Origin of the sequence: Rhodococcus sp. MEB041 (assembly GCF_030208955.1) — a bacterium.
Lineage (GTDB): Bacteria > Actinomycetota > Actinomycetes > Mycobacteriales > Mycobacteriaceae > Rhodococcoides.
This window is the reverse complement of the sequence record NZ_JARVSZ010000005.1, coordinates 48748-70933: the sequence shown is the minus strand read 5'-3', so window position 1 is coordinate 70933 and position 22186 is coordinate 48748. Positions and strand designations below refer to the sequence as shown.

At 69.0% G+C, this 22186-nt stretch carries 20 protein-coding genes, 1 pseudogene and 1 riboswitch; of the genes and pseudogenes, 8 read left to right on the top strand and 13 right to left on the bottom strand.

The annotated features are described in order from the left end of the window. Window positions 1-69: 69 nt before the first annotated feature. From QRN16_RS14400 to purD, 6 genes are all read right to left on the bottom strand, one after another. Entirely contained in the window at window positions 70-1857 is a 1788-nt protein-coding gene (locus QRN16_RS14400; RefSeq protein ID WP_285187723.1) for a DUF4012 domain-containing protein, read from the bottom strand. Between the two features lie 78 nt (window positions 1858-1935). Further along, window positions 1936-3258, bottom strand: a complete 1323-nt coding sequence (locus QRN16_RS14395; RefSeq protein WP_285187721.1) for a UDP-glucose dehydrogenase family protein — start codon at window positions 3256-3258, stop codon at window positions 1936-1938. 67 nt (window positions 3259-3325) lie between these two features. After that, on the bottom strand, window positions 3326-4747 hold the full coding sequence (purB, locus tag QRN16_RS14390; RefSeq protein WP_285187719.1) for an adenylosuccinate lyase: 1422 nt from the start codon (window positions 4745-4747) through the stop codon (window positions 3326-3328). An 84-nt stretch (window positions 4748-4831) separates the two neighbouring features. Then, entirely contained in the window at window positions 4832-5476 is a 645-nt protein-coding gene (locus tag QRN16_RS14385; RefSeq protein ID WP_027504321.1) for a TetR/AcrR family transcriptional regulator, read from the bottom strand. 87 nt (window positions 5477-5563) lie between these two features. Continuing rightward, on the bottom strand, window positions 5564-6718 hold the full coding sequence (locus tag QRN16_RS14380) for a pyridoxal phosphate-dependent aminotransferase (protein ID WP_285187716.1): 1155 nt from the start codon (window positions 6716-6718) through the stop codon (window positions 5564-5566). Window positions 6719-6720: 2 nt separating this feature from the next. After that, window positions 6721-7980 carry a phosphoribosylamine--glycine ligase gene (purD, locus tag QRN16_RS14375; RefSeq protein WP_285187714.1) on the bottom strand — a complete coding sequence of 420 codons (1260 nt, stop codon included), beginning with the start codon at window positions 7978-7980 and terminating at the stop codon, window positions 6721-6723. 104 nt (window positions 7981-8084) lie between these two features. Between purD and QRN16_RS14370 the strand changes: the two genes are divergently transcribed. Continuing rightward, complete coding sequence (locus tag QRN16_RS14370) at window positions 8085-9182, top strand: serine hydrolase (protein WP_285187712.1); 1098 nt, start codon at window positions 8085-8087, stop codon at window positions 9180-9182. Next, window positions 9179-9634, top strand: a complete 456-nt coding sequence (locus QRN16_RS14365) for an ArsR/SmtB family transcription factor (RefSeq protein WP_056446646.1) — start codon at window positions 9179-9181, stop codon at window positions 9632-9634. The genes QRN16_RS14370 and QRN16_RS14365 overlap by 4 nt, the downstream gene beginning before the upstream one ends. A gap of 56 nt (window positions 9635-9690) precedes the next feature. On the opposite strand, the gene QRN16_RS14360 is transcribed toward QRN16_RS14365, so the two are convergent. After that, entirely contained in the window at window positions 9691-11676 is a 1986-nt protein-coding gene (locus tag QRN16_RS14360) for a glycosyltransferase family 39 protein (protein ID WP_502944005.1), read from the bottom strand. Continuing rightward, entirely contained in the window at window positions 11673-13046 is a 1374-nt protein-coding gene (locus QRN16_RS14355; RefSeq protein WP_222627930.1) for a bifunctional glycosyltransferase family 2/GtrA family protein, read from the bottom strand. Before QRN16_RS14355 ends, QRN16_RS14360 begins: the two co-directional genes overlap by 4 nt. Before the next feature lie 94 nt (window positions 13047-13140). On the opposite strand from QRN16_RS14355, the gene QRN16_RS14350 reads away from it, so the two are divergent. Continuing rightward, window positions 13141-13569: an HIT family protein gene (locus QRN16_RS14350; RefSeq protein ID WP_027504327.1), complete on the top strand. Its 429-nt coding sequence runs from the start codon at window positions 13141-13143 to the stop codon at window positions 13567-13569. On the opposite strand, the gene QRN16_RS14345 is transcribed toward QRN16_RS14350, so the two are convergent. Then, a complete protein-coding gene (locus QRN16_RS14345) occupies window positions 13529-14428 on the bottom strand; it encodes a LysR family transcriptional regulator ArgP (protein WP_285187709.1) in 900 nt (299 codons plus the stop codon). The genes QRN16_RS14350 and QRN16_RS14345 overlap by 41 nt on opposite strands. A gap of 76 nt (window positions 14429-14504) precedes the next feature. Between QRN16_RS14345 and QRN16_RS14340 the strand changes: the two are divergent. Then, a pseudogene (locus QRN16_RS14340) lies at window positions 14505-15038 on the top strand (LysE/ArgO family amino acid transporter); the annotation flags it as partial. On the opposite strand, the gene QRN16_RS14335 reads toward QRN16_RS14340, so the two are convergent. Together QRN16_RS14335 and QRN16_RS14330 are read right to left on the bottom strand one after the other, a co-directional pair. Then, window positions 14928-16568, bottom strand: a complete 1641-nt coding sequence (locus QRN16_RS14335; protein ID WP_350310214.1) for a sensor histidine kinase — start codon at window positions 16566-16568, stop codon at window positions 14928-14930. The pseudogene QRN16_RS14340 and the gene QRN16_RS14335 sit on opposite strands and share 111 nt — an antisense overlap. After that, window positions 16565-17281, bottom strand: coding sequence for a response regulator transcription factor (locus QRN16_RS14330; protein ID WP_261782509.1), 717 nt, complete (start codon window positions 17279-17281; stop codon window positions 16565-16567). The genes QRN16_RS14335 and QRN16_RS14330 overlap by 4 nt, the downstream gene beginning before the upstream one ends. Window positions 17282-17399: 118 nt before the next feature. Continuing rightward, window positions 17400-17463, top strand: a riboswitch (guanidine-III (ykkC-III) riboswitch). 15 nt (window positions 17464-17478) lie between these two features. Here QRN16_RS14330 and QRN16_RS14325 point away from each other — a divergent pair. After that, window positions 17479-17793, top strand: coding sequence for a DMT family transporter (locus QRN16_RS14325; protein WP_285187701.1), 315 nt, complete (start codon window positions 17479-17481; stop codon window positions 17791-17793). 106 nt (window positions 17794-17899) lie between these two features. Continuing rightward, on the top strand, window positions 17900-18772 hold the full coding sequence (locus QRN16_RS14320; protein WP_051612993.1) for a hypothetical protein: 873 nt from the start codon (window positions 17900-17902) through the stop codon (window positions 18770-18772). Window positions 18773-18784: 12 nt separating this feature from the next. Here QRN16_RS14320 and QRN16_RS14315 read toward each other — a convergent pair whose 3' ends face one another. Further along, a complete protein-coding gene (locus QRN16_RS14315; RefSeq protein ID WP_285187699.1) occupies window positions 18785-19489 on the bottom strand; it encodes a dienelactone hydrolase family protein in 705 nt (234 codons plus the stop codon). 11 nt (window positions 19490-19500) lie between these two features. Then, window positions 19501-20586: an alanine dehydrogenase gene (gene ald, locus QRN16_RS14310; protein ID WP_285187697.1), complete on the bottom strand. Its 1086-nt coding sequence runs from the start codon at window positions 20584-20586 to the stop codon at window positions 19501-19503. Between the two features lie 104 nt (window positions 20587-20690). On the opposite strand from ald, the gene QRN16_RS14305 reads away from it, so the two are divergent. Both QRN16_RS14305 and QRN16_RS14300 read left to right on the top strand, forming a co-directional pair. Then, window positions 20691-21221 (top strand): Lrp/AsnC family transcriptional regulator, encoded by a 531-nt coding sequence (locus QRN16_RS14305; protein WP_027504334.1) that lies wholly within the window; start codon window positions 20691-20693, stop codon window positions 21219-21221. A 138-nt stretch (window positions 21222-21359) separates the two neighbouring features. Beyond that, complete coding sequence (locus QRN16_RS14300) at window positions 21360-22094, top strand: anti-sigma factor (protein ID WP_051612994.1); 735 nt, start codon at window positions 21360-21362, stop codon at window positions 22092-22094. Window positions 22095-22186: the final 92 nt, after the last annotated feature.

Here is a 22186-nt window from a genome sequence, read left to right as displayed (position 1 = left end):
GCGGTGGAGTGCAATGGGGCCGGTCACAGACAGCTGTGACCAGCGCGTCACGATCTCACGAGAGCCGCGTCAGGATCCCGAGCAGTCCGGCACGTCGACGGTGGCGGTGCCGGGGAGCGTCGCAGGCTGGAGCGGCACCCGCGCAGCACCCGGCGCCGTCGGCTCCACGAGGTCGAGGACGAGGGTCTTGGTCTGCCCCGGCTCGACGACGAACGGCGTGTAGAAGAACGGATGGCCCCGTTCCTGCCCGGTGAGCACGAACACCTGCTGCCCATCGATCGACGCCTTCGTCAGCGTCGATCCCGTCGTCGTGAAGACCGACACCACCGATCGATTGGTTCCGGGGGGACCCTCGTACGCGGTCGTCTCGTTCTGACGTCCGGCGATGTACGTCGGGTACTCCTGCGGCGGAGCCGTGTTGGTCACGGAGGCGGTGATCTGGGTCGTCCGGGTGTCCCCCTCGCAGGACGTCGCGGTGTAGGTGATGTCTCGCTCGAGGTAGTAGTCGAGCTTGCCACCGGCGCCGTTGTTGACCACCAGCGCGGCGTACGGCGCGGGATCGTCCGGCACCTCGTGCGCGATCTTGGTTCCGGAGAGCACACTCTGGATCGCGGGGTCCGCGCTCCAGACGGCGGTGTGGCCCTCGCTGACGCCACGTCCGATGGCGTCGAGAAGTCCCGCAGGATCGTTGATTTTGCCCTCCACCTTGGAGAAGACGCGTGCCGCGATCTGCTGCAGGTAGTCCTTGCGCGCGAGGTTGTCGTCGGCGAAGCGGAAGTACGCCTCCGACTGCGTCAGGTTCACCACGTTGTCCGACGTGACCTGCTCGCCGTCGGCGAGAGTCACCGGGCCGACCACGCCGAGGATGTAACTCAGCGCGACCGGGTCGGTCGCCAGCACACCGTCGACGGACTGACCGGACTCCTGCTGCCAGATCGACCGGAGGATCTCCCCCGTGTACGGGAAGTGAGGACTCACATTCGCGTTCTGCCAGTTGGCCGTCGCGTTGTACTGGTTGCCGTACGCCTTGGCGAAGTCGGGCCCCAGATCGATCGGGTCGTAGAGGGCACCGAGCTCGCTGTTCTTCGCCAGTGCGTCGAGCGAGATCTTGCCCCGGTCCGCGTCGATGATGGCGAATCCACCCATGAGCCCGCCGGTACCGCGCGACTCGGCATTGGTCTGGAACGCCAGGAAGTAGCTCTTGGGTGAGTTCTCGCCGAGCATGTCCGGGAGGATCTTCGACGCCAGGCTGGTGTTGGTGAGCAACCCGGACAGATCGTTCAACTGCGCCTTCAGCGAATCACCGGCCTCGGTGACCTGCGGTAGATAACTGTCGGTGTCGATGGACTCCGCGCGCTGGTTCAGTGCGGTCGCCGAGGCGGACACCTGCTCGAGGGTCGGCGACGCCTCGCGCAGCGCACCCAGATCGATCGTGCCGTCGTCGGCGCGCAGTTCACTCGGGTTCAGCACCGCACCGACGTCGACCGCGGGCTGCAGGACCTCGGTCGTGAGGTCGTGGACGAGTCCGGTGAGCGGACCCACGACATCGAGAGGGGAGCCCACACCCGGAATGGCGGCGACGGCCTTCCAGATGGGCGACTCGGTCGCATCCAGCGCATCTGTCGACGCGGCGGTCGCGTCCGCGACGCGCTCACGACCCTCGTCCGCGTTGCCGGCCAGGATCGCCGACCGTGCCGCGAGTGCATCGTCACGGGCGGAGCTCAGCCCCTTGTACGCCGTGTAGACGGTCCACCCGAACCACGCGACCAGAGCCAGGAGGACGACGGCCACGATCCACACCCAGATCGGGACCCGCCGTCGCCGTGCCGTCGTGGTTCCACCGAGCTCATTCGACACGACAATCCTCTGCTCGTTCTCGGACCGATATTCGGCAGGAGTGTATCAATGGCGTTGTCGACTGTCGTTTCGTCGGACTCAGGGTCGTCCGAGACCGCGATAGTGCCACCCGGCAGAACGCCACATATTCACGTCGAGGCAATTGCGTCCGTCGATGATTCTGCGTTCTCGCACCACGCCCTCCAGATCGGCGGGAACCAGCTCGCGGAATTCACGCCATTCGGTGAGCACGAGTACCACGTCGGCCTTCGCGCACGCCTCCAGCGCAGAGCTCGCGTACCCCAGCGTGGGGAACAGCGCGCGCGAGTTGTCGTTGGCCTTCGGGTCGTACACGGTCACACCGGCACCCTGAAGTTGCAGTTGCCCAGCGACATTGAGAGCCGGCGAATCGCGGACGTCGTCGGAGTCGGGCTTGAAGGCTGCACCCAGCACCGCGACCTGAGCTCCCAGCAGAGTTCCCACGGTGTCGCGCACGACCTCGACCATGCCGGTGCGGCGACGCATGTTGATGTTGTCGACCTCGCGCAGGAACGTCAGCGCCTGATCGGCTCCCAGCTCACCGGCACGAGCCATGAATGCGCGAATGTCCTTCGGTAGGCAACCTCCGCCGAAACCGATCCCGGCGTTCAGAAACTTGCGTCCGATTCGATCGTCGTGACCGATTGCGTCGGCCAGAACGGTGATATCGGCGCCTGCCGCGTCACAGACCTCGGAAATAGCATTGATGAACGAGATCTTCGTAGCGAGAAATGCGTTGGCCGACGTCTTGACCAATTCGGCGGTGGCCAGATCGGTCACGATGAAGGGGATCCCCTCGGCGAGCAGGGGCGCGTAGACCTCGCGGGCGACCTCCTCCGCGCGCCGAGGACGGTTCCGGTCGACCCCGAGCACCAGCCGGTCCGGGTGCAGCGTGTCCTCCACGGCGTGACCCTCGCGCAGGAACTCCGGGTTCCAGGCCACCTCGAGGTCCTCGCCTGCCGGCGAGAGCGCGTGGGCCATAGTGCCGAGTCGCTCCGCCGTGCCCACGGGGACCGTCGACTTGCCGAAGAGGACAGCGGGTCCGGTGATCAGCGGTGCGAGGTTCTCCACCACCGAGTTCACGTACGTCACGTCAGCGGCGTACTCGCCCTTCTTCTGCGGCGTGCCCACCGCGAGGAAGAAGATGTCACCGAACGCTGCAGCGTCCGCGTACGACGCGGTGAAGCGCAGGCGGCCCGCTGCGATGTTGCGCTGCAACACTTCCTCGAGGCCGGGCTCCCAGAAGGGCACCTCCCCCGCCTCGAGCTTGGCCAGCTTGCTCGGGTCGACATCGACCCCGAGGACGTCGTGTCCGATCTCGGCCATGCACGCAGCGTGCGTGGCGCCCAGGTAACCCGTTCCGATGACGACAACTTTGCTCACATGACGAACCGTAGGGTCTGACGGCCGTCACTTCCACCGGGAGACCGCCCCGTCGTCACGGTTCACATCACAGAATGGGAGCCGGTGTGTACCGAGCCGCCTCCGGGTTCGCGTCGACCAGTGTCTGCACCGCGGCGACGACCGCAGCGACCTGCGCGTGCGCGGCGCCGATGAACGCCGACCGATCCCCCAGCGCCGTGTCGAGTGCCGCGCGGTCGAGCGGCAACCGCTCGTCGGCCGCGAGTCGGTCGAGGAGGTCCGGTTCCCTCCCCTGCTCCCGCATCGCGAGAGCGACGGCCACGGCATGCTCCTTGATGGCCTCGTGGGCTGTTTCCCGACCGACTCCCGCACGTACGGCGGCCATGAGCACCTTGGTCGTCGCCAGGAAGGGCAGATAGCGATCGAGCTCGCGGGCGATCACCGCGGGATAGGCACCGAACTCTGCGAGCACGGTCAGGAAGGTCTCCATCATCCCGTCGATGGCGAAGAATGCGTCCGGCAGCGCGACACGACGCACGACGGAACAGAAGACGTCGCCCTCGTTCCACTGTGCGCCGGCCAGCTCCGCGGCCATGGACCCGTAGCCGCGCAGAATCACCTGCAGGCCGTTGACGCGTTCGCAGGACCGGGTGTTCATCTTGTGCGGCATGGCCGACGAGCCCACCTGACCCGGCTGGAAACCCTCGGTCACCAGCTCGTGTCCGGCCATCAGGCGCACCGTGTGGGCGAAGGAGGACTGCGCCGCACCCACCTGCACCAGCGCCGACACCACGTCGTGGTCGAGGGAACGAGGGTAGACCTGGCCGACACTCGTGAAGACGTGGGCGAAACCGAGATGCTGCGCCACTGCGCGTTCGAGGGTCTCGAGCTTGTCGGCGTCGCCGCCGAGCAGATCGAGCATGTCCTGGGCCGTCCCCATCGGACCCTTGATGCCGCGCAGCGGGTACCGGTCGATCAGCTCCCGGAGCCGGGTCAACGCCACCATCAGCTCGTCGGCAGCCGACGCGAACCGCTTGCCCAGCGTCGTGGCCTGCGCCGCGACGTTGTGGCTGCGGCCGGCCATGACCACCTCGGTGTACTCGGCCGCGCGCTCGGCCAGACGCGCCGCGACAGCCACGCCGTGCCCGTACACGTGTTCCATAGACCGCAGGATCTGCAGCTGCTCGACGTTCTCCGTCAGATCGCGGCTGGTCAGACCCTTGTGCACGTGCTCGTGGCCGGCAAGGGCGTTGAACTCCTCGATCCGCGCCTTCACGTCGTGACGAGTGACCCGCTCGCGATCCGCGATCGACTCGAGATCGACCCGGTCGGCCACGCGCTCGTAGTCCGCGATGGCCTCCGCCGGGACGTCGACACCGAGATCGGCCTGCGCTCGGAGCACGGCGATCCACAGCTGACGCTCGAGCACGATCTTGTGCTCGGGTGACCACAGACGGGCCATGTCGGGACTGGCGTAACGGTGGGCGAGGACATTCGGGATACGGCTCACGAGCGGCCAGTTTACGGTCCCTCCACTGCGCGACCGTCCTCCGGACTGCGCCTCTACTGCGCGACCGTCCTCCGGACTGCGCCTCTACTGCGCGACCGTCCTCCGGACTTCCCGCGACAACGGCGCGTGACGGTCCACCGCATCCAGCAGGACGTCCCGCACGCGTGACCGCAGGTCCGCCCCATTCTCACCCAACGCGCCCATCACGACACCGTCGACGAGGGCCAGGAGCGGGCGGACGTGGTCACGGTCGGTGGGCCGACCCGCGGCGGACAGCACGTCGGACAGCATGTCCTCCAGCTCACCACGCAGCCGGCAGTGCAGTTCCTGCAGCTGCGGATGCCGCGCCGCAGCCAGCACCCGCTCGTAGCGCGCCACCATCAGGTCCCGCCGGACCTCGTCGCCGTCGTCCGGACCCACGAGCAGGTCCACCACCAGGTCCACCGTGTCCGCGGTGTCCAACGCAGCCGGCGCGAATGCGGTCATCCGGTCGCGGATCATCGCGATCTCACGGACCCCGTTCAGTTCCGCGGCGTGCGTGACGAGGTCGTCCAGGGAGTCGAAGTAGTAGGTCGTGGACGCCAGCGGAAGCCTGGCCCTCGCCGCGACGCTCCGGTGCCGCACGGCGTCGTACCCTCCGGCCAGCAGAAGATCCGCTGCGGCCGAGATGAGGGCCTCGCGCCGACGCCGACCCTTGGGCGTCGAGCGGGGAGCGGAGCCGGTCGACATGCGTACACATGCTGCCACCGGCGCTTCTCCCCCGTGCGCCTTTTGCGTATCCCTGGATGCGCAAAGGGCGCACGGGGGCGCAGCCCACTACCGCAGTCGCGGGGCGAGCCGACGCAGCGCCTCGGTGATGTCCTCGGTCGCACCGGCGAAGGAGAAGCGCACCGTGTGGTGACCGTGCACCGTGTCGAAGTCCGCACCCGGGACGACGGCCACGCCGGTCTCGTCCAGGGTGTCGGCACACCACCGGAACGAATCGTCCGTCAGGTGCCCGATGTCGGCGTACGCGTAGAAGGCGCCGTCCGCGGGAGCGAGCCGGGTGATACCGGCATCACGGAGACCGCCGAGCAGTTCCTCGCGGTTGCGGGCGTACCGCCGCACGTGACCGTCCAACTCGGCGAGGGACTCGTCCGTGAAGGCGGCGACCGCGGCGAGCTGCGAGACGGTCGGCGGACACACCGTCATGTTCGAGGCCAGCCGCTGGACCGCTCGGGTGAGCGAACGCGGGAGCACCATCCAGCCGAGACGCCAGCCGGTCATGGAGAAGTACTTCGAGACCGATCCGATCGAGACGGCGCCGTCCGAGAACTCCCGAGCGCTCCGGCACTCGACGTCGCCGTAGGAGATGCCGTGGTAGATCTCGTCGGAGATCAGCAGCGTGCCGTGCTCGTCGCACCATCGCGCGAGCGCGGCCAACTCGTCGGGATCGATGATCGTGCCGGTCGGATTGGCCGGACTGGCGATGATCAGTCCCTTCGGAGGTTCGGGGAGCGCATCGAGCATCGCGACCGTCGGCTGGAAGCGCACGTCCTCGCCGCAGTCCAGCTCGATCACGCGACACCCCAACGCGGACAACGTGTTGCGATACGCGGGATAACCGGGTCGCGCCATCACCACGGTGTCGCCGGCGTCGAACGCCGCGAGGAACAGCAATGTGAACGCACCCGACGACCCGGTGGTCACCACGACGTCCTCGGCCTCGATGACGACCTGCGATCGCGTCGACAGGTAGGCGGCGATCGTCGCCCTCAGCCGCGCGGTACCCAACGTCTCGGAGTAGCCGATCACGTCGTCGTCGAGCGCCGTGCGCATGGCAGCGAGGACCGGCCCGGGCGCACGCGTGGACGGCTGTCCGGCCGCGAGGGACACGACGTCGCCGTGAGTCTCCTGGCGGCGCGCCGCAGCGGCGAACACGTCCATGACGCGGAACGGCTCGATACGCGAGCGCGCGGATTCCTCGACCATCGTCAGGAGGGGATCGAGATCCGGCCCTCGACGGCCGAGAGTCCGATGTCGGTGCGGAAGTGGCCGCCGGTCAACGACACTCGCGCCATGATGTCGTACGCCTCGGTGCGGGCGGCGGCGAGATCGGCCCCGGTGCCGACGACGCTGAGCACGCGGCCCCCGGCCGACACGAGGCCACCGTTCCTGCCGTGCGCCGTCCCCGCGTGCAGCACGCCGGGGTTCTCGGCGCCGGTGATGGCGTCTCCGGTGCGCGGTCGGCCGGGATAGTTCTCGGCGGCGAGCACGACGGTGACCGCCGAACCCTGCTTCCACTGCAGCGGCGGCAGGTCCGCCAATGTTCCGGTGGATGCCGCGTACAGCGCCGCACCGAGCGGTGAGTCGAGCAGTGCGAGCACGGCCTGGGTCTCGGGATCACCGAAGCGACAGTTGAATTCGATGACCGCGGGGCCCTCACCGTCCACCGCGAGGCCCGCGTAGAGCAGGCCGGTGAACGGGCAACCCCGTGCCACCATCTCCGCTGCCACGGGCGCGACCACCTCGTCGACGATGCGCTGGACCATCGAGTCGGGCAACCACGGCAACGGTGTGTAGGCGCCCATCCCGCCGGTGTTGGGCCCGGTGTCGCCGTCTCCGACGCGCTTGTGGTCCTGAGCGGGCAGGAGCGGCACCACGGTCTCGCCGTCGACGAGACAGAACAGCGACACCTCCGGGCCGGACAGGAACGATTCGAGCAACACGGGATGGCCGAGTTCGAGGAGCTCGGCGGCGTGAGCGCGCGCGGTGAGGCGGTCCTGCGTGACGACGACTCCCTTGCCCGCGGCCAGTCCGTCGTCCTTCACCACCCACGTCGGCCCGAAGCGGTTGAGGGCGGCATCGAGCAGTGCCGGCGTGTCCACCACCTCGCTGGTCGCGGTGCGGACCCCGGCCGACGCCATGACGTCCTTCGCGAACGCCTTGGAACCCTCGATCCGGGCGGCGGCGGCGGACGGACCGAAGCAGGCGATCCCGGCCGCGCGCACCGCGTCGGCGACGCCGAGCACCAGCGGTACCTCGGGGCCGATGACGACCAGATCGGCGCCGCGCTCGCGAGCGAGCGACACGACGGCCTCCCCGGAGGCCACGTCGACGGGGTACGTCTGGGCGACGGTCTCGATGCCGGCGTTGCCGGGGGCGCACATCACCGCGCTCACCTCGGGGTCGGCCGCCAGGGCGATCAGCAGGGCATGTTCACGGGCTCCGGAACCGATGACGAGTACTCGCACGAGAGCAGCGTACTGGCCACGACCTCTGGACCAGCGCACCCGTTCGCGCTATGGTAATTTCCGGAATTACGGAATAGCCGAACGATGCGACTCGAGGAGAACCGATGATGCGCACTCTCACCGCCGTGACCGCGGCGTCGATTCTGCTGGCCGGGTGCTCGTCCGCACCGCCGAGCACGGCCCAGCCGACGACCACCACGACGTGCGCACCGGCCCCCGCTGCGGACATGACCACACCCGACGGCTGGATCGGCTTCGCCGCCCAGCACCCCGAATCGGTGTCCTTCGCGGTGGACGACGGTCTCGGACACACCGCCGAGCACGACGCGGACACGCCGCACCCCCTCGCCTCCGCCGTGAAGGTCGTACACCTCGGTGCCTACGCCCGCGCGGTTGCCGACGGCACGCTGGACCCGGACGAACGCATCCCTGTCGCCGACTGGCAGCGGTGGTACGCACCCGGCACCGACGGCGGTGTCCACATCGCGGCTCTCAATCGCCTCGGCATCGCGAACGACGGAACATCGCCGACGGATCCGGCCGCAACGGTGCGGCTCGACGACATGGTCACCGCGATGGTGCGTGAGAGCGACAACGGAGTGCCCGACTACCTCCGGTACCGCCTGGGCGACGACGCGTTGCGGGACGCCGCCGCAGCGGGCGGGTGGAGCGACTTCACACCACCCACCCTCGTCGGCGTCACGCTCGGCGCCCTCGACGCGACCGTCGACACGGACGATCTGTGGTCGCTCGCACAGCGGTTCGCGTTCGACGCCGACTTCCGCGCGACCTACGGAACGACTGCGCGACCGCGCGGCGAGACGGAACTCCTCACCTACTTCGATCGGTTCGGCCCGACCGGGACGGCCGCCGAGCTCGCGCGATTCCACACCGCCGTCGCCGACGGTTCCTACGGCTCGGGGGTCGACACCGTCAGGCGCCACCTCGAATGGCAGGACCCGCCTGCGGACGCCGGGTTCGTGGCCATGGGGTTCAAGGGCGGGAATCTGCCCGGAGTTCTCACGCACGGCTTCGAGTTCCGCCGCGCGGACGGCGCCCCCGCCGTGGTGGTGTGGCTGAACCATGGTCTGACCGCAGCCGAGTACGAGTCCGCGACGACGAACCTGACCCAGCATCAGACGCTGCTCCTCGAGGCCGCGGCGGATCCGGCGACAGTGGGGCGGCTAGCCTGCATCTCGTGAGCGAGCTGGAGGCACGCGTCGCAGCCCTGGAGGCTCGGGTCGCGGCGCTCGAGGGGGACCCCCGACAGACGGCGGCGTCCACCGGGGGCCTCGTGTCCTACTCGGGTGACGTCCATCTGGCCGGCGACGTCACCTGGTCCATCGAGTACGTGCCCGACGCCGTGCTCGATCTTCCTCCCGACCGGGCGGTCGAGGTGCTGGCGGCGCTCGGCCACCCCGTGAGGCTCGCCGTGGTCCGCGCACTGTTGCGCGGTCCAGCAGTCGCCGCCGATCTCCAGGCGGCGGTGGGACTGTCGTCCGTCGGTCAGCTCTATCACCATCTGAAGACCCTCACCTCGGCGCGGATCGTCGAGCAGCACGGCCGGGGCGACTACCGGCTCGCCGCACGCACCGTCGTGCCCGCGCTGGTGCTGATGCTCGCCTCGGCCGACATCGCCGGAGAACTTCGCTGATGTGAGATCCGGTGCAGTGGACCGTGGTCAGCACGGTTCACTGCACCGGATCCGGGTCAGGCGGTGAGGTCGTACAGTGTCACGCCGTCCACGGTCTGGGCGGTGAAGGTCGCGGTGACCCACTCGCTGATCTCCGCCGAGGTACCGGACGCACCGCCTCCCATACCGCCGCCCGCGATGAACCAGTGGATCTCACCGTCAGCGACGTACTGCTGGAACTCGGCCAGCGTCGGGGAGGGATCGCTCCCGTTGAAGCCACCGATCGGCATCACCGGGTCCTCGGTCGCCAACTGGTAGCCCGACGCGGCATTGGACCCGATCGCCGCGGCGACCCAGGTGTACGAGTCCGAGTTCTCCTCGAGCAGGGCGACCATCTCGGCGCTCGGAGTACTGCCATCGAGCAACCCGCCCATGCCGCCGCCACCGTCCGCGCCACCCGGCATCTGCGCGGCGCCACCCGGGAGCTGACCGGGCGCACCCGTCGGCGCCTGTCCCCCGGCGGGCATCCGGCCGGCACCGCCGTCGCGCATGCCGCGCCCGCCGTCCATGCCGCCACGCCCGAAGCCGCCACCGGTGTTCGGCCCGGCCGTGACGATGGAGCCCTGATGCGGTGTCGCGATGGTGTTCGCGGCGTAGGCGGTCGGTCCTGCGAGACCCGCGATCACCGCCGCCAGAACCGTGACCGCGGCGAGCCTGCCGCGAGTCAGCCGCGGAACGAGCAGCCCCACGACCGCGAGCACACCGACCAGCACGACGACGACCTTCAGCCACGGAACGAAGGATGCGCTGCGGGACAACAGGATCCAGGACGTCACCACGGTCGCGACCACCGTCGCGGCGAGAGCGATGCGTGCGACGAGGCGCTCGCGGGCCCGCCAGAGCGCCACGCTGCCCATGCCCACCAGCGCCGCGACCGCCGGCGCCAGCGCCACGGTGTAGTACGAGTGGAAGATGCCGGCCATGAAGCTGAACGTCAGCCCGGTGACCAGGAGCCACAGTCCCCAGACGATCAGCGCAGCGCGCCGCTGGTCGGTACGAGGAGCCCTGCCGCGCAGCACGATCGCCGCGATTCCCAGAATCAGCGCAGCGGGAACGAGCCAGGCGATCTGACCGCCCTGCGAGGCGTCGAACATCCGCAGGATGCCCGTCTCCCCCCACATTCCGCCGCCACCACCGCCGCCGCCGGGCGTGACCGAACCGGTCTCCTCACCGTTGAGCCGACCGAGACCGTTGTATCCCAGCGTCAGTTCGAGGATCGAGTTGTTCTGCGACCCACCGATCCACGGCCGCGACGACGCCGGCAAGAGTTCCACGACGGCGATCCACCATCCGGCCGACACGATCATCGCGCCCAGCGCGGCACACAACTGCAGGATGCGCCGTCGCAGCGACACACGCCCGGCCAGGAGGTACGTCAGCGCCAGAGGGGGAACCACCAGCATGACCTGCAGCTGCTTGGTCAGGAAGCCGAGTCCGACCATCGTGCCGACGACCACGAGCCACCGGGTGCGACCGGTCTCGACAGCCCGCATCGTCGCCCACACCGCCGCGATCATGAGCAGCACCAGCAGCGCATCGGGGTTGTTGAAACGGAACATCAGTGCCGCCACGGGAGTCAGCGCGAGAACCAGTCCTGCGAGCAGTCCGGCGGCCGGTCCCCACTGTCGCCGTACGGTGCGCCACAGCAGCGTCACGGAGGCGACACCCAGCAGGACCTGAGGCACGAGGATCGCCCACGAGTTCAGCCCGAACACCCGGACGGACAGTTCCATGAGCCACAGCGACATCGGCGGCTTGTCGACGGTGATGGAGTTCGCGGCATCGGAGGAGCCGAAGAAGAACGCCTCCCAGGATTGCGAACCCGCCTGCACCGCAGCGGAGTAGAAAGAGTTGGCCCATCCGTTGCTGCTCAGGTTCACGAGGTAGGCGACAGCAGTTCCCAGGATCAGGGCCGCAGCGGCCCATGGTTCCCAACGAGTACGGACCGGGCGCGGAGCCCCGTCGTGCACGTGATCTTCCGGGGCGGTGAGGAGGGTGGTCACGAGGTGGACTCCATCTGACGAGTGCGGGCGGAGGATGCGGCCCGGAAGACCCAGCGCAGCGCGACGAAGCGCGTCACGGTGGCGACCAGGTTGGCGAGAACGAGAACGAGGAGCTCGACGTGCTTGGACGCACCCGGAGCCCACTCGTGCAGGGCGACGAGAGAACCGGCGGTGACGAGCCACCCGAAGGCGAACACCGCGAGACCCTGAAGATGATGCGCCGCAGCCCCGTCGGAGCCTCGGACCCCGAATGTGAAGGCTCTGTTGGCGGCGGTGTTCAGCACTGCGGTGACGAGGAGCGCGACGAAGTTGGCGCCCTGCGCGCCGAGGATCGTGTGCAGGATCAGGTACAGCACCGCGTAGGCGACAGTGCTGGCGACGCCGACGAGCGCGAACCGCACCAGTTGACCGATCATGCCGACGGGCACTCCCCTCAGTTCGGAGACCTCGGTGGTGGAGGCGGTGGACGACAGGGGTCCACGACCCAGGCTGAGACGCAGGTCCGCGATCGGGAGGGCGCCGGTCGCGAGCGCACGCCCGACGCGCCAGCAGCCCTTCAGATCGGCCAGTGCGGTGTCGACGATGTCCACGCTCGAGTCGGGATCGTCGACCCAGTCGACGGGCACCTCGTGAATGCGGAGACCGACCCGCTCCGCGAGGACGAGCAGTTCGGTGTCGAAGAACCACCCGGTGTCCTCGATCAGCGGAAGCAGTTCCCGGACGATCTCGGTGCGCGCGGCCTTGAACCCGCACTGAGCGTCGGAGAATCTGGTCCGCAGACCCGTGCGAAGGAGGACGTTGTAGGTGCGGGAGATGAACTCTCGCTTCGCCCCTCGCACCACCCGCGAGGACGAGGCGAGCCGGGACCCGATCGCGAGATCGGAATGGCCCGATGCCAGCGGAGCCAGGAGGGGCACGAGTGCACCGAGATCCGTCGACAGGTCGACGTCCATGTACGCGACGATGTCGGCCTCCGACTCCGTCCACACCGCCTTGAGCGCGCGGCCGCGACCCTTGTCGTCCAGATGTCGCACCGAGACACCGTCGAGCTCCCGGGCGAGGCGCTCGGCGATCGACCGTGTCGCGTCCGTGCTCGCGTTGTCGGCGACGGTGATCACCGTCGACCAGGGAACGTCGGCCCGCAGGAAGGCGTGCAGCCTGCGGACACAGGCTTCGAGCGCGGCCTCCTCGTTGTACACGGGCACCACGAGCTCGACGGTCACCGTCCGCGCCGCACCCCCACCCGGCCCCGGCTCCCGCCCGCGCCCGGGCCCACGGCCTTCCCGCCCGTCACCGGCCGGCCTCCGGCCTTCCCGCCCGTCACCGGCCGGCCTCCGGCCTTCCCGCTCCACCACTGAGTTGGTTGTCATGCACCGAACACTCGTGCGCCGCCCCGGGACCGACCCGGGGCGAACCCGGGAAGTACCCGGGAGCCGATGCGGAGCCGACGAATAGAGTCGGCCCATGGCATCCGTGTTCAGCGCAATCATCGCCGGCGACATCCCGGGCCGCTTCGTGTGGGAGGACGACGACGTCGTCGGGTTCCTCACCATCGCCCCGGTCACGCAGGGTCACACCCTGATCGTCCCGCGAGCCGAGATCGATCAGTGGCAGGACGTCGATCCCACGACCTTCGGCTCGCTCACGTCTGTCGCTCAGACCGTCGGCAAGGCCGTCCGGTCGGCGTTCGACGCCCCTCGGGCGGGTCTGCTGATCGCCGGTCTCGAGGTGCCGCACCTGCATCTGCACGTGTTCCCGGCCTTCGACATGGCGGACTTCGACATCTCCGGCGCCGACACCTCCCCGTCGCCCGAGTCGTTGGACGAGGCGCAGGAGAAGATCACCGCAGCGCTCACGGCACTCGGCCACGGGCAGCACGTCCCCCGTCGCTGATCGGTCGTCCGAGAACCGCCCGCGCGGCTCCGACGATCGCCGCGGCCACCGTGTCGAGCGCCGGCGACGACAGCGTCCATTGCTGCCAGTGAAGCGCCACGTCGATCACGGTGTCGTCGAGTTCGACGACGTCGAGTCCGCCGCGCTGCTGGTCCGGCAGCATGCCCCAGCCGAAGCCCAGATGCACGGCACGCGCGTACTCGGTGGACGACGGCACCAGGTGTCGCGGCGGCACCGACGCGGACACGCCGTGTCGCGAGAGGTAGCGATCCTGCAGCGCGTCCTTCTCGTCGAACACCACGACGTGGGCTCGGGCCAGGGCGTCCGGAGTGACGCCGTCGTCCAGGAATCGAGTCACGAACGACGGAGACGCGCAGGGGCGGTACCGCATCGAGCCGAGCCTGGTCGAGGTACAGCCGCGCACAGGTGTGTCCACGGACGTGATCGCCGCCGTCACCGTTCCACCGCGGAGGAGTTCGGCGGTGTGGTCCTGATCCTCTCGATGGATGTCGAGGATCACGGAGCCCGCCAGTGGCGCGAGCGCCGGCAACACCCACGTGGCCATGGAATCCGAGTTGACGGCCAGCGACACCCGAGCGACGTCGTCCGCGGTGCGCAACTCCCGCACGGCGCCGTCGGTCAGAGTCTGGATCTGCCGGGCGAGCCGGAGCAGCACGACGCCCGACTCGGTCGGCATCACGGGCTTCGTGCGCGAGACGAGAACGGCACCGACCCGCAGTTCCAGCGCTTTGATGCGCTGACTCACCGCCGACGGTGTGATGTGCAGCGACCGCGCAGCCGCTTCGAACGTGCCGTCGTCGACGACGGCACGCAGAGCCTCGAGCTGGTCCGACTGCATGATGTGAAGCTACGCTCATCAGTCCTGAAAAACATGAGCTGGACTACATCGTCGGGTTCGACCTAGCGTTCCGGTCATGTCCTCCCTGTTCGTCGGCTTCGGTGTCGGCCTCTCCCTCATCGTCGCGATCGGCGCACAGAACGCCTTCGTTCTCCGTCAGGGCATCGCACGACAGCACGTGCTGGCCGTCGTCCTGGTGTGCGCTCTGTCCGACGCGGTCCTCATCCTCGCGGGAGTCTCGGGCATCGGCGTGGTCGTCGAGACCTACCCGACGGCTGTCACCGTCGTCACGGTCGCCGGCGCCGTCTTCCTCACCGTGTACGGACTCATGGCCTTCCGACGGGCACTGCGCCCGACGAGTCTGACCGTCGGCGGGAACGGAGCGAGTGTGTCGCTGCGGTCCGCGGTCCTCACCTGCCTGGCACTGACGTGGCTCAACCCGCACGTCTACCTCGACACCGTCGTCTTCCTCGGCTCCGTCGCCAATCGCGAGACCGGGTCAGCGCGCTGGTGGTTCGCCCTCGGCGCGACACTGGGCAGCATCGTCTGGTTCACGGCCCTCGGATTCGGCGCGCGATTCATGACGCCGATCTTCGCCAGACCCGTCGCGTGGCGTGTGCTCGACGTCCTGATCGGTGTGGTCATGCTCCTCATCGCCGTCGTCCTGGTCGAGGGGCTCGTCTCCGGCTGACTCCACCCGTCCACCCGGACGCCGGCCCGCCAGGGGCAGCTCCACGCGGAACGTCGCACCCCGGCCGGGCGCGCTCGCCACCGAGACCCGACCGCTGTGGGCCGCGACCAGCGCGGACACGATCGACAGACCCAGACCACTCCCGCCGCTCTCTCTCGTGCGCGAACGATCCGCCCGATAGAACCGCTCGAAGACGCGCTCGGCATCGTCCTCGGTGAGTCCCGGCCCGGTGTCACGAACCTCCAGAACTGCTGTCTCACCGACGGTTCCGACCGCCACGGTGATCGACGCCGTCGGCTGGGTGTGCCGGAGCGCGTTGCCCACCAGGTTGCCGAGCACCTGGCGCAGACGCGCATCGTCCCCCAGCACCTCCGGCACGCCGCTGCCCTCGAGCACCTGCAGACTCACGGCTCGTTCCGGAGCCGTGGCGGCCGCATCGTGCACCGCGTCCGCTGCGATCACGAGTAGGTCCACGGGGCTCCGATCGAGCGGACGCTGGGCGTCCAGCCGCGCCAACATCAGCAGATCTTCGACGAGCAGACCCATCCGCGCCGACTCTCCCCCGATACGGGTCATCAGCAACTCGGTGTCGGTCATGGCCCCCTGCCGGTAGAGCTCGGCGAAGCCGCGGATCGTCGTCAGCGGGGTCCGGAGCTCGTGGGAGGCGTCGGCCACGAAACGGCGCATCCGGTCCTCCGACGCACGTGCCGCGTTCTCGGACTCGCGCGCCGCGTTCTCGGACGCCTCCGTCGCAGCGAAGGCGTGCTGGATCTGGGCGAGCATTCCGTTGAGTGCCGCGGACAGTCGCCCCACCTCGGTGCGTTCGTTCCGCTCGGGAACGCGTCGATGCAGATCCCCGGACGCGATGGCCGCGGCAGTCACCTCCACCTCCTGCAGCGGCCGCAGGCTCCGGCGTACCAGGAAGTACGCGGCGACACCCAGCACCGCCAGCACTCCGAGACCGATGGACAGTTGCAGAGTCACGAGCCTGGAGACGATGGCCTCGTTGCCCGCCAGCGGAATCGCGACCGTCGTCTGGCCGTCCCCGTTCGAGACGGTCACCGTGCGCCACGAATCGTCGGGATCGCCGACCGATCCGACAGTGGTCGGCGTGGCGGTCAGGACGCCGGTCAGATCCGGCTGATCGTCCCCGACATCGTTCACGGGAGTACGCACGGTGCCGTCCGCCGCCACCGAGCGGACGTAGAACGCCGTGGGCGGACGCTGTGGGTTCGCCTCCTCCGGGGGAGGTCCGAGGAACCGCTCCCCACGAGGCCTGGCCCAGCCGGACGCCGCCTCCATGAGCTGTTCGTCGACACGTTGGGTCAGCGTGTTCTGCAATGCCGAGGTCACGGCCACACCCGAACCGACGAGACCGAGGGCGACGAGAAGCAGCAGCACCGACACCAGGGTGACGCGGAGCGGGACGGCGCGTAGGTGCCGCTTCACCGTCGCGGTTCCCGCAGGACGTAGCCGACGCCTCGCAGTGTGTGGATCAGCCGGGGTTCCGTCGTGTCGACCTTCCTGCGCAGGTACGACACGTAGGACTCCACGACACCGACCTCACCCCCGAAGTCGTAGTGCCACACGTGGTCCAGGATCCGGGGCTTGGACAGCACCGTCCCGGAATTGACCATGAGGTAGCGCAGGAGCGTGAACTCCGTCGGGGACAACGAGACGGGTTCGCCCGCCTTCCACACCTCGTGGGTGTCGTCGTCGAGCTCGATGTCGGCGAACGTCAGGCGTGACGGCTGCGCCTCCGGACCGCGCACCGACCGGCGCAGGATCACGCGCAGGCGCGCCACCACCTCCTCGAGGCTGAACGGCTTGGTGACGTAGTCGTCCGCACCCATGGTCAGACCGGTCACCTTGTCCTCCACCGAGTCCCGTGCCGTGAGGAACAGTGCGGGCGCGTCGATGCCGTCGGCGCGCAGTCGGCGGAGCAGCCCGAAGCCGTCCATGTCGGGCATCATCACGTCCAGGATCAACGCGTCCGGCCGGAAGGTCCGGGCGACGTCCAGAGCCGCGGGCCCACCCAGCGCCGTGCGGACCTCGAAACCCTGGAACTTCAGACTGACCGACAGCAGTTCGACGATGGTCGGCTCGTCGTCGACCACCAGTACCTTCGCCTCGGCGGTGGCCTGCGGTCGGGGAGTCGTCATGACGGAATTCTCGCTCACGAGTGCCATGGTGTCCGGCGTTGCTGGTTCCTGCCCGGGGTGTCGCTGTGAGGTTCCTGTGAGCCCCGATCCGGCGTCGTGTCCGCTTTGCTACCGTGGAGGACAGACTGCGACACAGACCCGGACGAGCGCACCGTACCCGGCCAGCGACAAGACGGTGCCAGGAGAGTCGACTACTCATGGCATGGATCATTCTGGTGTTGTCGGGCGTGTTCGAGGCCGTCTGGGCCACCGCACTCGGCAAGTCCGAGGGCTTCACGAAGCCCGTCGCCACCATCGTCTTCGGTACGGCGCTCGTCGTCAGCATGGGCGGTCTCGCCTTCGCCCTGCGGACCATCCCGACCGGCACCGCCTACGCGGTGTGGGTGGGCATCGGCGCCTCGCTCACCGTCGTCTACGCGATGGTGTCCGGCACCGAGTCCGCGACGCCGATCCGCATCGCCCTCATCGCAGGGCTCGTCGGGTGCGTCATCGGACTCAAGCTCGCCCACTGACCGCGCCCCCGTCCGTCCCGCCGTCCCATCCCGACCGGCCTCCGGCCTTCCCGCCGTCCCGTCCCGACCGGCCTCCGGCCTTCCCGCCGCGGGTTAGAGTGACCCCATGAACTGGGTGTCCGCGGTCACACTGCCGGTGCGTGTCGGATTGGCTGTCGCCGAGTCGGCGGTCGGGGTGGCCGAGTCGGCCGTCGCGACCACCCGGATGGCGCTGGCCGCAGGCGCTTCCGGGTCACTCGACGCCATCACCCTGGCCAATCCTCGGAGCGGCCCGCTGCAGCTTCTCGGACAGTTGGCCGAGCTCACCTCCGACGACCGCGCACTGGGTCACGCGCTGCGGCCCGGTGGCCCGCTGGACCGACTGCTCGAGCCCGGTGGCGCCGTCGACAGGTTGACGAGCAAGGGCGGCACCCTCGATCGACTGCTCGAGCCCGGCGGTCCTCTCGAACGCATCCTGGCGGACGACGGCCCCCTCACCCGAGTCCTCGCGGAGGACGGTGCGCTGGATCGCCTCCTCGCCGAGGGCGGTCTGCTCGATCGACTCACGGCCGTCGACGGACCCATCGAGCGCCTCACCGCGAAGGACGGCCCTGTCGAACTCCTGACCAAGGAGGGCGGCGTGATCGAGGCGCTGACCCGTGAGAACGGGGTCATCGACAACGCCCTCGCCAAGGGCGGGCTCGTCGAGACGCTGCTCGGTGAGGAAGGCGCGATCCAGCGGCTGACGGCACGCAACGGTCCGCTGGATCAGCTCGTGACCGTCGCCGAGTCGCTGAGTTCGCTGGCGCCCAACCTCGAGCGCATGAGCGTCAGCGTGGAGATTCTGCAGGACACCGTGGACGTCCTCGCCGCTGCGGTGAACCCGCTCGGCGAGCTGGTGGGCAAGCTGCCGAGCCGCTGGGTCAAGAGTCGCGGCGCGGTCGAGCCCAAGACGGGCGAGGTGCGCGGGGCGCTGCAGGGTCCGGCCGTCGGCCGCTGAGCCTCGTGGGCGTCAGCGCGACCGGACGTGCTCGCCGAAGAAGGTGAAGACCCGAGCGAAGGCGTCCTCGGCCTGCTCGTGCTGATAGCCGAATCCGGTGACGCGCATGACCAGTGCACCCGGACCCGATCCGAAGTCGTTCGCGAAACTGTGGCCGGCACCGGGATAGGTCACGACGTCGTGGGCAACGCCCTTGTCCTGCAACACCTTCTCGAGCTTCGGGCCCGCGCCCGGCAGCATCGGATCGCGCTTGCCGAAACTCGCGACCATCGGGCACGTGCCCTCGAGGGCCGACTCGATGTGACGGGGCAGGATGCCGTAGAACGGCGCGCTCGCCTCGAACCCCCGGGGCGCCAGCGCCAGAGCGAAACCTCCACCCATGCAGAACCCGACGATGCCCACCGCGCCGGTGGTGTCGGCGCGCGCGGTGAGGGTGTCGCGGCACGCCAGCAGGTCGTCCACCGCCCGGCCCGAGCGCGCGAGAAGCGACCGGAACACTCCTGTCACACACTTGGCGCGACCACCGCGGGCGTAGAGATCCGGCACCAACGCGACGTAGCCCTGGTCGGCGAAGCGCCGGGCGATGGACCTGATGTCGTCGGTCATGCCGAACACGTCGTGCACGATCACGACGGCGGGCCAGGGCCCCTCCCCTGAGGGGATCTCGAGTGTCGCCTCGATGCGATCTGTTCCGGTGTCGACCTCGATGACAGCCATACCGGCCGACTCTAGCGACCCAGCGCCGTTCTCACGGTGTCCGACAGCAGGTTGCCGGCGTGCACGCTGAGACCGTCTGCGAGCCCGGGAACGGTGGCGCACGCCTGCTCCCAGCCCTGGTCGGCGAGAGCGAGAACGAACGGGAGCGTCGCGTTGGTCAGCGCCTGCGTCGACGTGCGGGGAACCGAGCCCGGCATGTTGGCCACGCAGTAGAAGATCGAATCGTGCACCGGGAAGGTGGGATCGTCGTGCGTGGTGGGACGCGAGTCCTCGAAACACCCGCCCTGATCGATGGCGATGTCGACGAGCACGGACCCCGCCTTCATCCGTGCGACCAGTGCGTTGGACACCACCGTCGGGGCCTTGGCACCCGGGACGAGGACCGCCCCGATGACGAGGTCGGCGGCCACGACGGCCTGCTCGAGCTCCCACCTGTTCGACACCACGGTCTTGACCTGGCCGCGGTACTGCGCGTCGATGGTTCGCAGCTTGGCGATGTCGAGGTCGAACACCGTCACGTCCGCACCGAGCCCGTGTGCCATCGCCACGGCGTTGGATCCCGACACCCCACCGCCGATCACCACCACCTTGGCCGGACTCACTCCCGGAACGCCGCCCATCAGCACGCCGCGGCCGCCCGTCTGCGCCATCAGGTGATACGCCCCGGCCTGGGTCGCGAGCCGGCCGGCGACCTCGCTCATCGGTGCGAGCAACGGCAGACTGCCGCCCGCGCCGGTCACCGTCTCGTAGGCGATCGCCGTGGTGCCGGACGCGACGAGGGCATCGGTGCATGCGGCCGACGCGGCGAGATGGAGATAGGTGAACAGGACCTGGCCCGACCGCAGCCGGTGGTATTCGGCCTCGATCGGCTCCTTCACCTTGAGCAGCAACTCGGCCCGCGCCCACACCTCGTCGGCCGAGTTCGAGACCTCCGCGCCGGCAGCCTTGAAGTCGTTGTCCGAGAACGACGATCCCGCGCCCGCCTCGGTCTCGACGACGACGCGATGACCGTGCACGACCATGTCGTGCACTCCCGCCGGGCTCGCCGCCACCCGGTACTCGTGATTCTTCAGTTCCCGAGGTATGCCGATTCTCATGGTGCGCCCTTCGCCTCTACCGGATGACTCGTCATGTCCGATAATCGTGAACTTCGTTCGACCGAGCCGCAATCGAAGTGACGATAATTTCGTAGACTGGCCTCATGGACATCGAATCGTCGAATACGGGTCTGTCCGCCCCGGTGCGACCGAACAATCTTCGGGCGGCATCTCTGGACCGCATCGATCGCGTCATCCTGCGTGAACTGGCGAACGACGCCCGCATCCCCAACAACACCCTGGCCGCCCGCGCCGGGATCGCCCCGTCGACGTGTCTGGGACGCGTCCGTTCACTGGTCGAGCGCGGGGTCGTCCGCGGTTTCCACGCCGACATCGATCCGGCGGCACTGGGGCAGGGCCTGCAGGCCATGATCGCGGTGCGGCTGCTGGCGGGTGCCCGGCGCCACCTGGGCGAGTTCGCGGAGTCCTTCACGACGTTCCCCGAGGTGCTCGACGTCTACTTCATCGCCGGTGCCGACGACTACCTGATCCACGTCGCGATGACGGACTCTGCGCACCTGAGGGACTTCGTCGTCCAGAACCTCAGTGCTCATCCGTCGGTGGCCGCGACCGAGACCACACTGATCTTCGAGCACCTGCGGCCGCGACTGGTCGACGAGGGCGGACCGAGCTGACGCCCTCCGCCCATCCGGTGCGGCGAGCGCACCGAATACCCGGTGTATCAGCCAGGAGAGCACGGCCGTGGATGTGACGGGGGTACTTTTCGCCCACTCTTACTGACCCACCGACCACACGCATGGAGGCAGCCCGAGATGAGCGATCACGGTTCGCCCGAACGACCCGTGCAGCTGCCGGATCGGGACCTTCTCGAGCTCGCGTACCTGTGTGCCCTCGACGCCATGGCAGCCTCGGAGCAGTACGAGACCATGACTCGCCTCGACGACACGGACGCCCACACCAGGCGGAGGTTCGACGCGATCGTGCGTGACGTCCGCGAGACGATGGCCGTGACGTCGGACGCGACACGCACTCCCGCCCCCGCCGATCTCCGGGTCCGCATCCTGGGGGCCGTGGAGGACACGGCGCAGGTCGACCCCGACGGCGCGACAGTCCTCCCCCTTCGTCCCAGCCGCCGACGCGGATGGCGCATCGCCGCGATGGCGGCCGCCGCTGCGGTGGTCGTCGGTGTGGGCGGGGCGGTGGCCGTGCAGCAGAACGCGACTCCGTCGGCTCCCACCGCGACCGTCGCGGCACCGCTCGAATCCCCGGTGGCCGGAGGCGGCACCATGAGCGTGCAGTACACCCCCGGTGACGAGCGCGCCGTGCTCCGCATGACGGATGTCGCAGCGCCTCCCGCCGGATCGGTCTACCAGGTCTGGCTCATCGAGGGCTCGCCCGTGTCCGTCGGGACGATGGATGCCGACGACCTCTCCCAGCCCGCATCCGTGCCCGTCGACGGCGCCACCGCACTCTCGGTGACCGTGGAACCCGCGGGCGGATCACCGTTCCCCACCTCGGGCGCCGTGGCCCGCGTCGCGCTCGTCTGATTCCGTCCCGGATCGGATCCACTCGAAGTCGAACATGTGTTCGACACCCGTGTAGGGTGGGTGTCACTGCACCACCCGACGTCAGACCTTCC

Coding starts and splice junctions, on each gene's coding strand:
- QRN16_RS14385 (WP_027504321.1), bottom strand. CDS start 5,476: ATGTCGACCGGCTCCGCTCCCCGCTCGACGCCCAAGGGTCGGCGTCGG.
- QRN16_RS14380 (WP_285187716.1), bottom strand. CDS start 6,718: ATGGTCGAGGAATCCGCGCGCTCGCGTATCGAGCCGTTCCGCGTCATG.
- QRN16_RS14370 (WP_285187712.1), top strand. CDS start 8,085: ATGATGCGCACTCTCACCGCCGTGACCGCGGCGTCGATTCTGCTGGCC.
- QRN16_RS14355 (WP_222627930.1), bottom strand. CDS start 13,046: ATGACAACCAACTCAGTGGTGGAGCGGGAAGGCCGGAGGCCGGCCGGT.
- QRN16_RS14350 (WP_027504327.1), top strand. CDS start 13,141: ATGGCATCCGTGTTCAGCGCAATCATCGCCGGCGACATCCCGGGCCGC.
- QRN16_RS14345 (WP_285187709.1), bottom strand. CDS start 14,428: ATGCAGTCGGACCAGCTCGAGGCTCTGCGTGCCGTCGTCGACGACGGC.
- QRN16_RS14330 (WP_261782509.1), bottom strand. CDS start 17,281: ATGACGACTCCCCGACCGCAGGCCACCGCCGAGGCGAAGGTACTGGTG.
- QRN16_RS14325 (WP_285187701.1), top strand. CDS start 17,479: ATGGCATGGATCATTCTGGTGTTGTCGGGCGTGTTCGAGGCCGTCTGG.
- QRN16_RS14320 (WP_051612993.1), top strand. CDS start 17,900: ATGAACTGGGTGTCCGCGGTCACACTGCCGGTGCGTGTCGGATTGGCT.
- QRN16_RS14315 (WP_285187699.1), bottom strand. CDS start 19,489: ATGGCTGTCATCGAGGTCGACACCGGAACAGATCGCATCGAGGCGACA.
- ald (WP_285187697.1), bottom strand. CDS start 20,586: ATGAGAATCGGCATACCTCGGGAACTGAAGAATCACGAGTACCGGGTG.
- QRN16_RS14305 (WP_027504334.1), top strand. CDS start 20,691: ATGGACATCGAATCGTCGAATACGGGTCTGTCCGCCCCGGTGCGACCG.
- QRN16_RS14300 (WP_051612994.1), top strand. CDS start 21,360: ATGAGCGATCACGGTTCGCCCGAACGACCCGTGCAGCTGCCGGATCGG.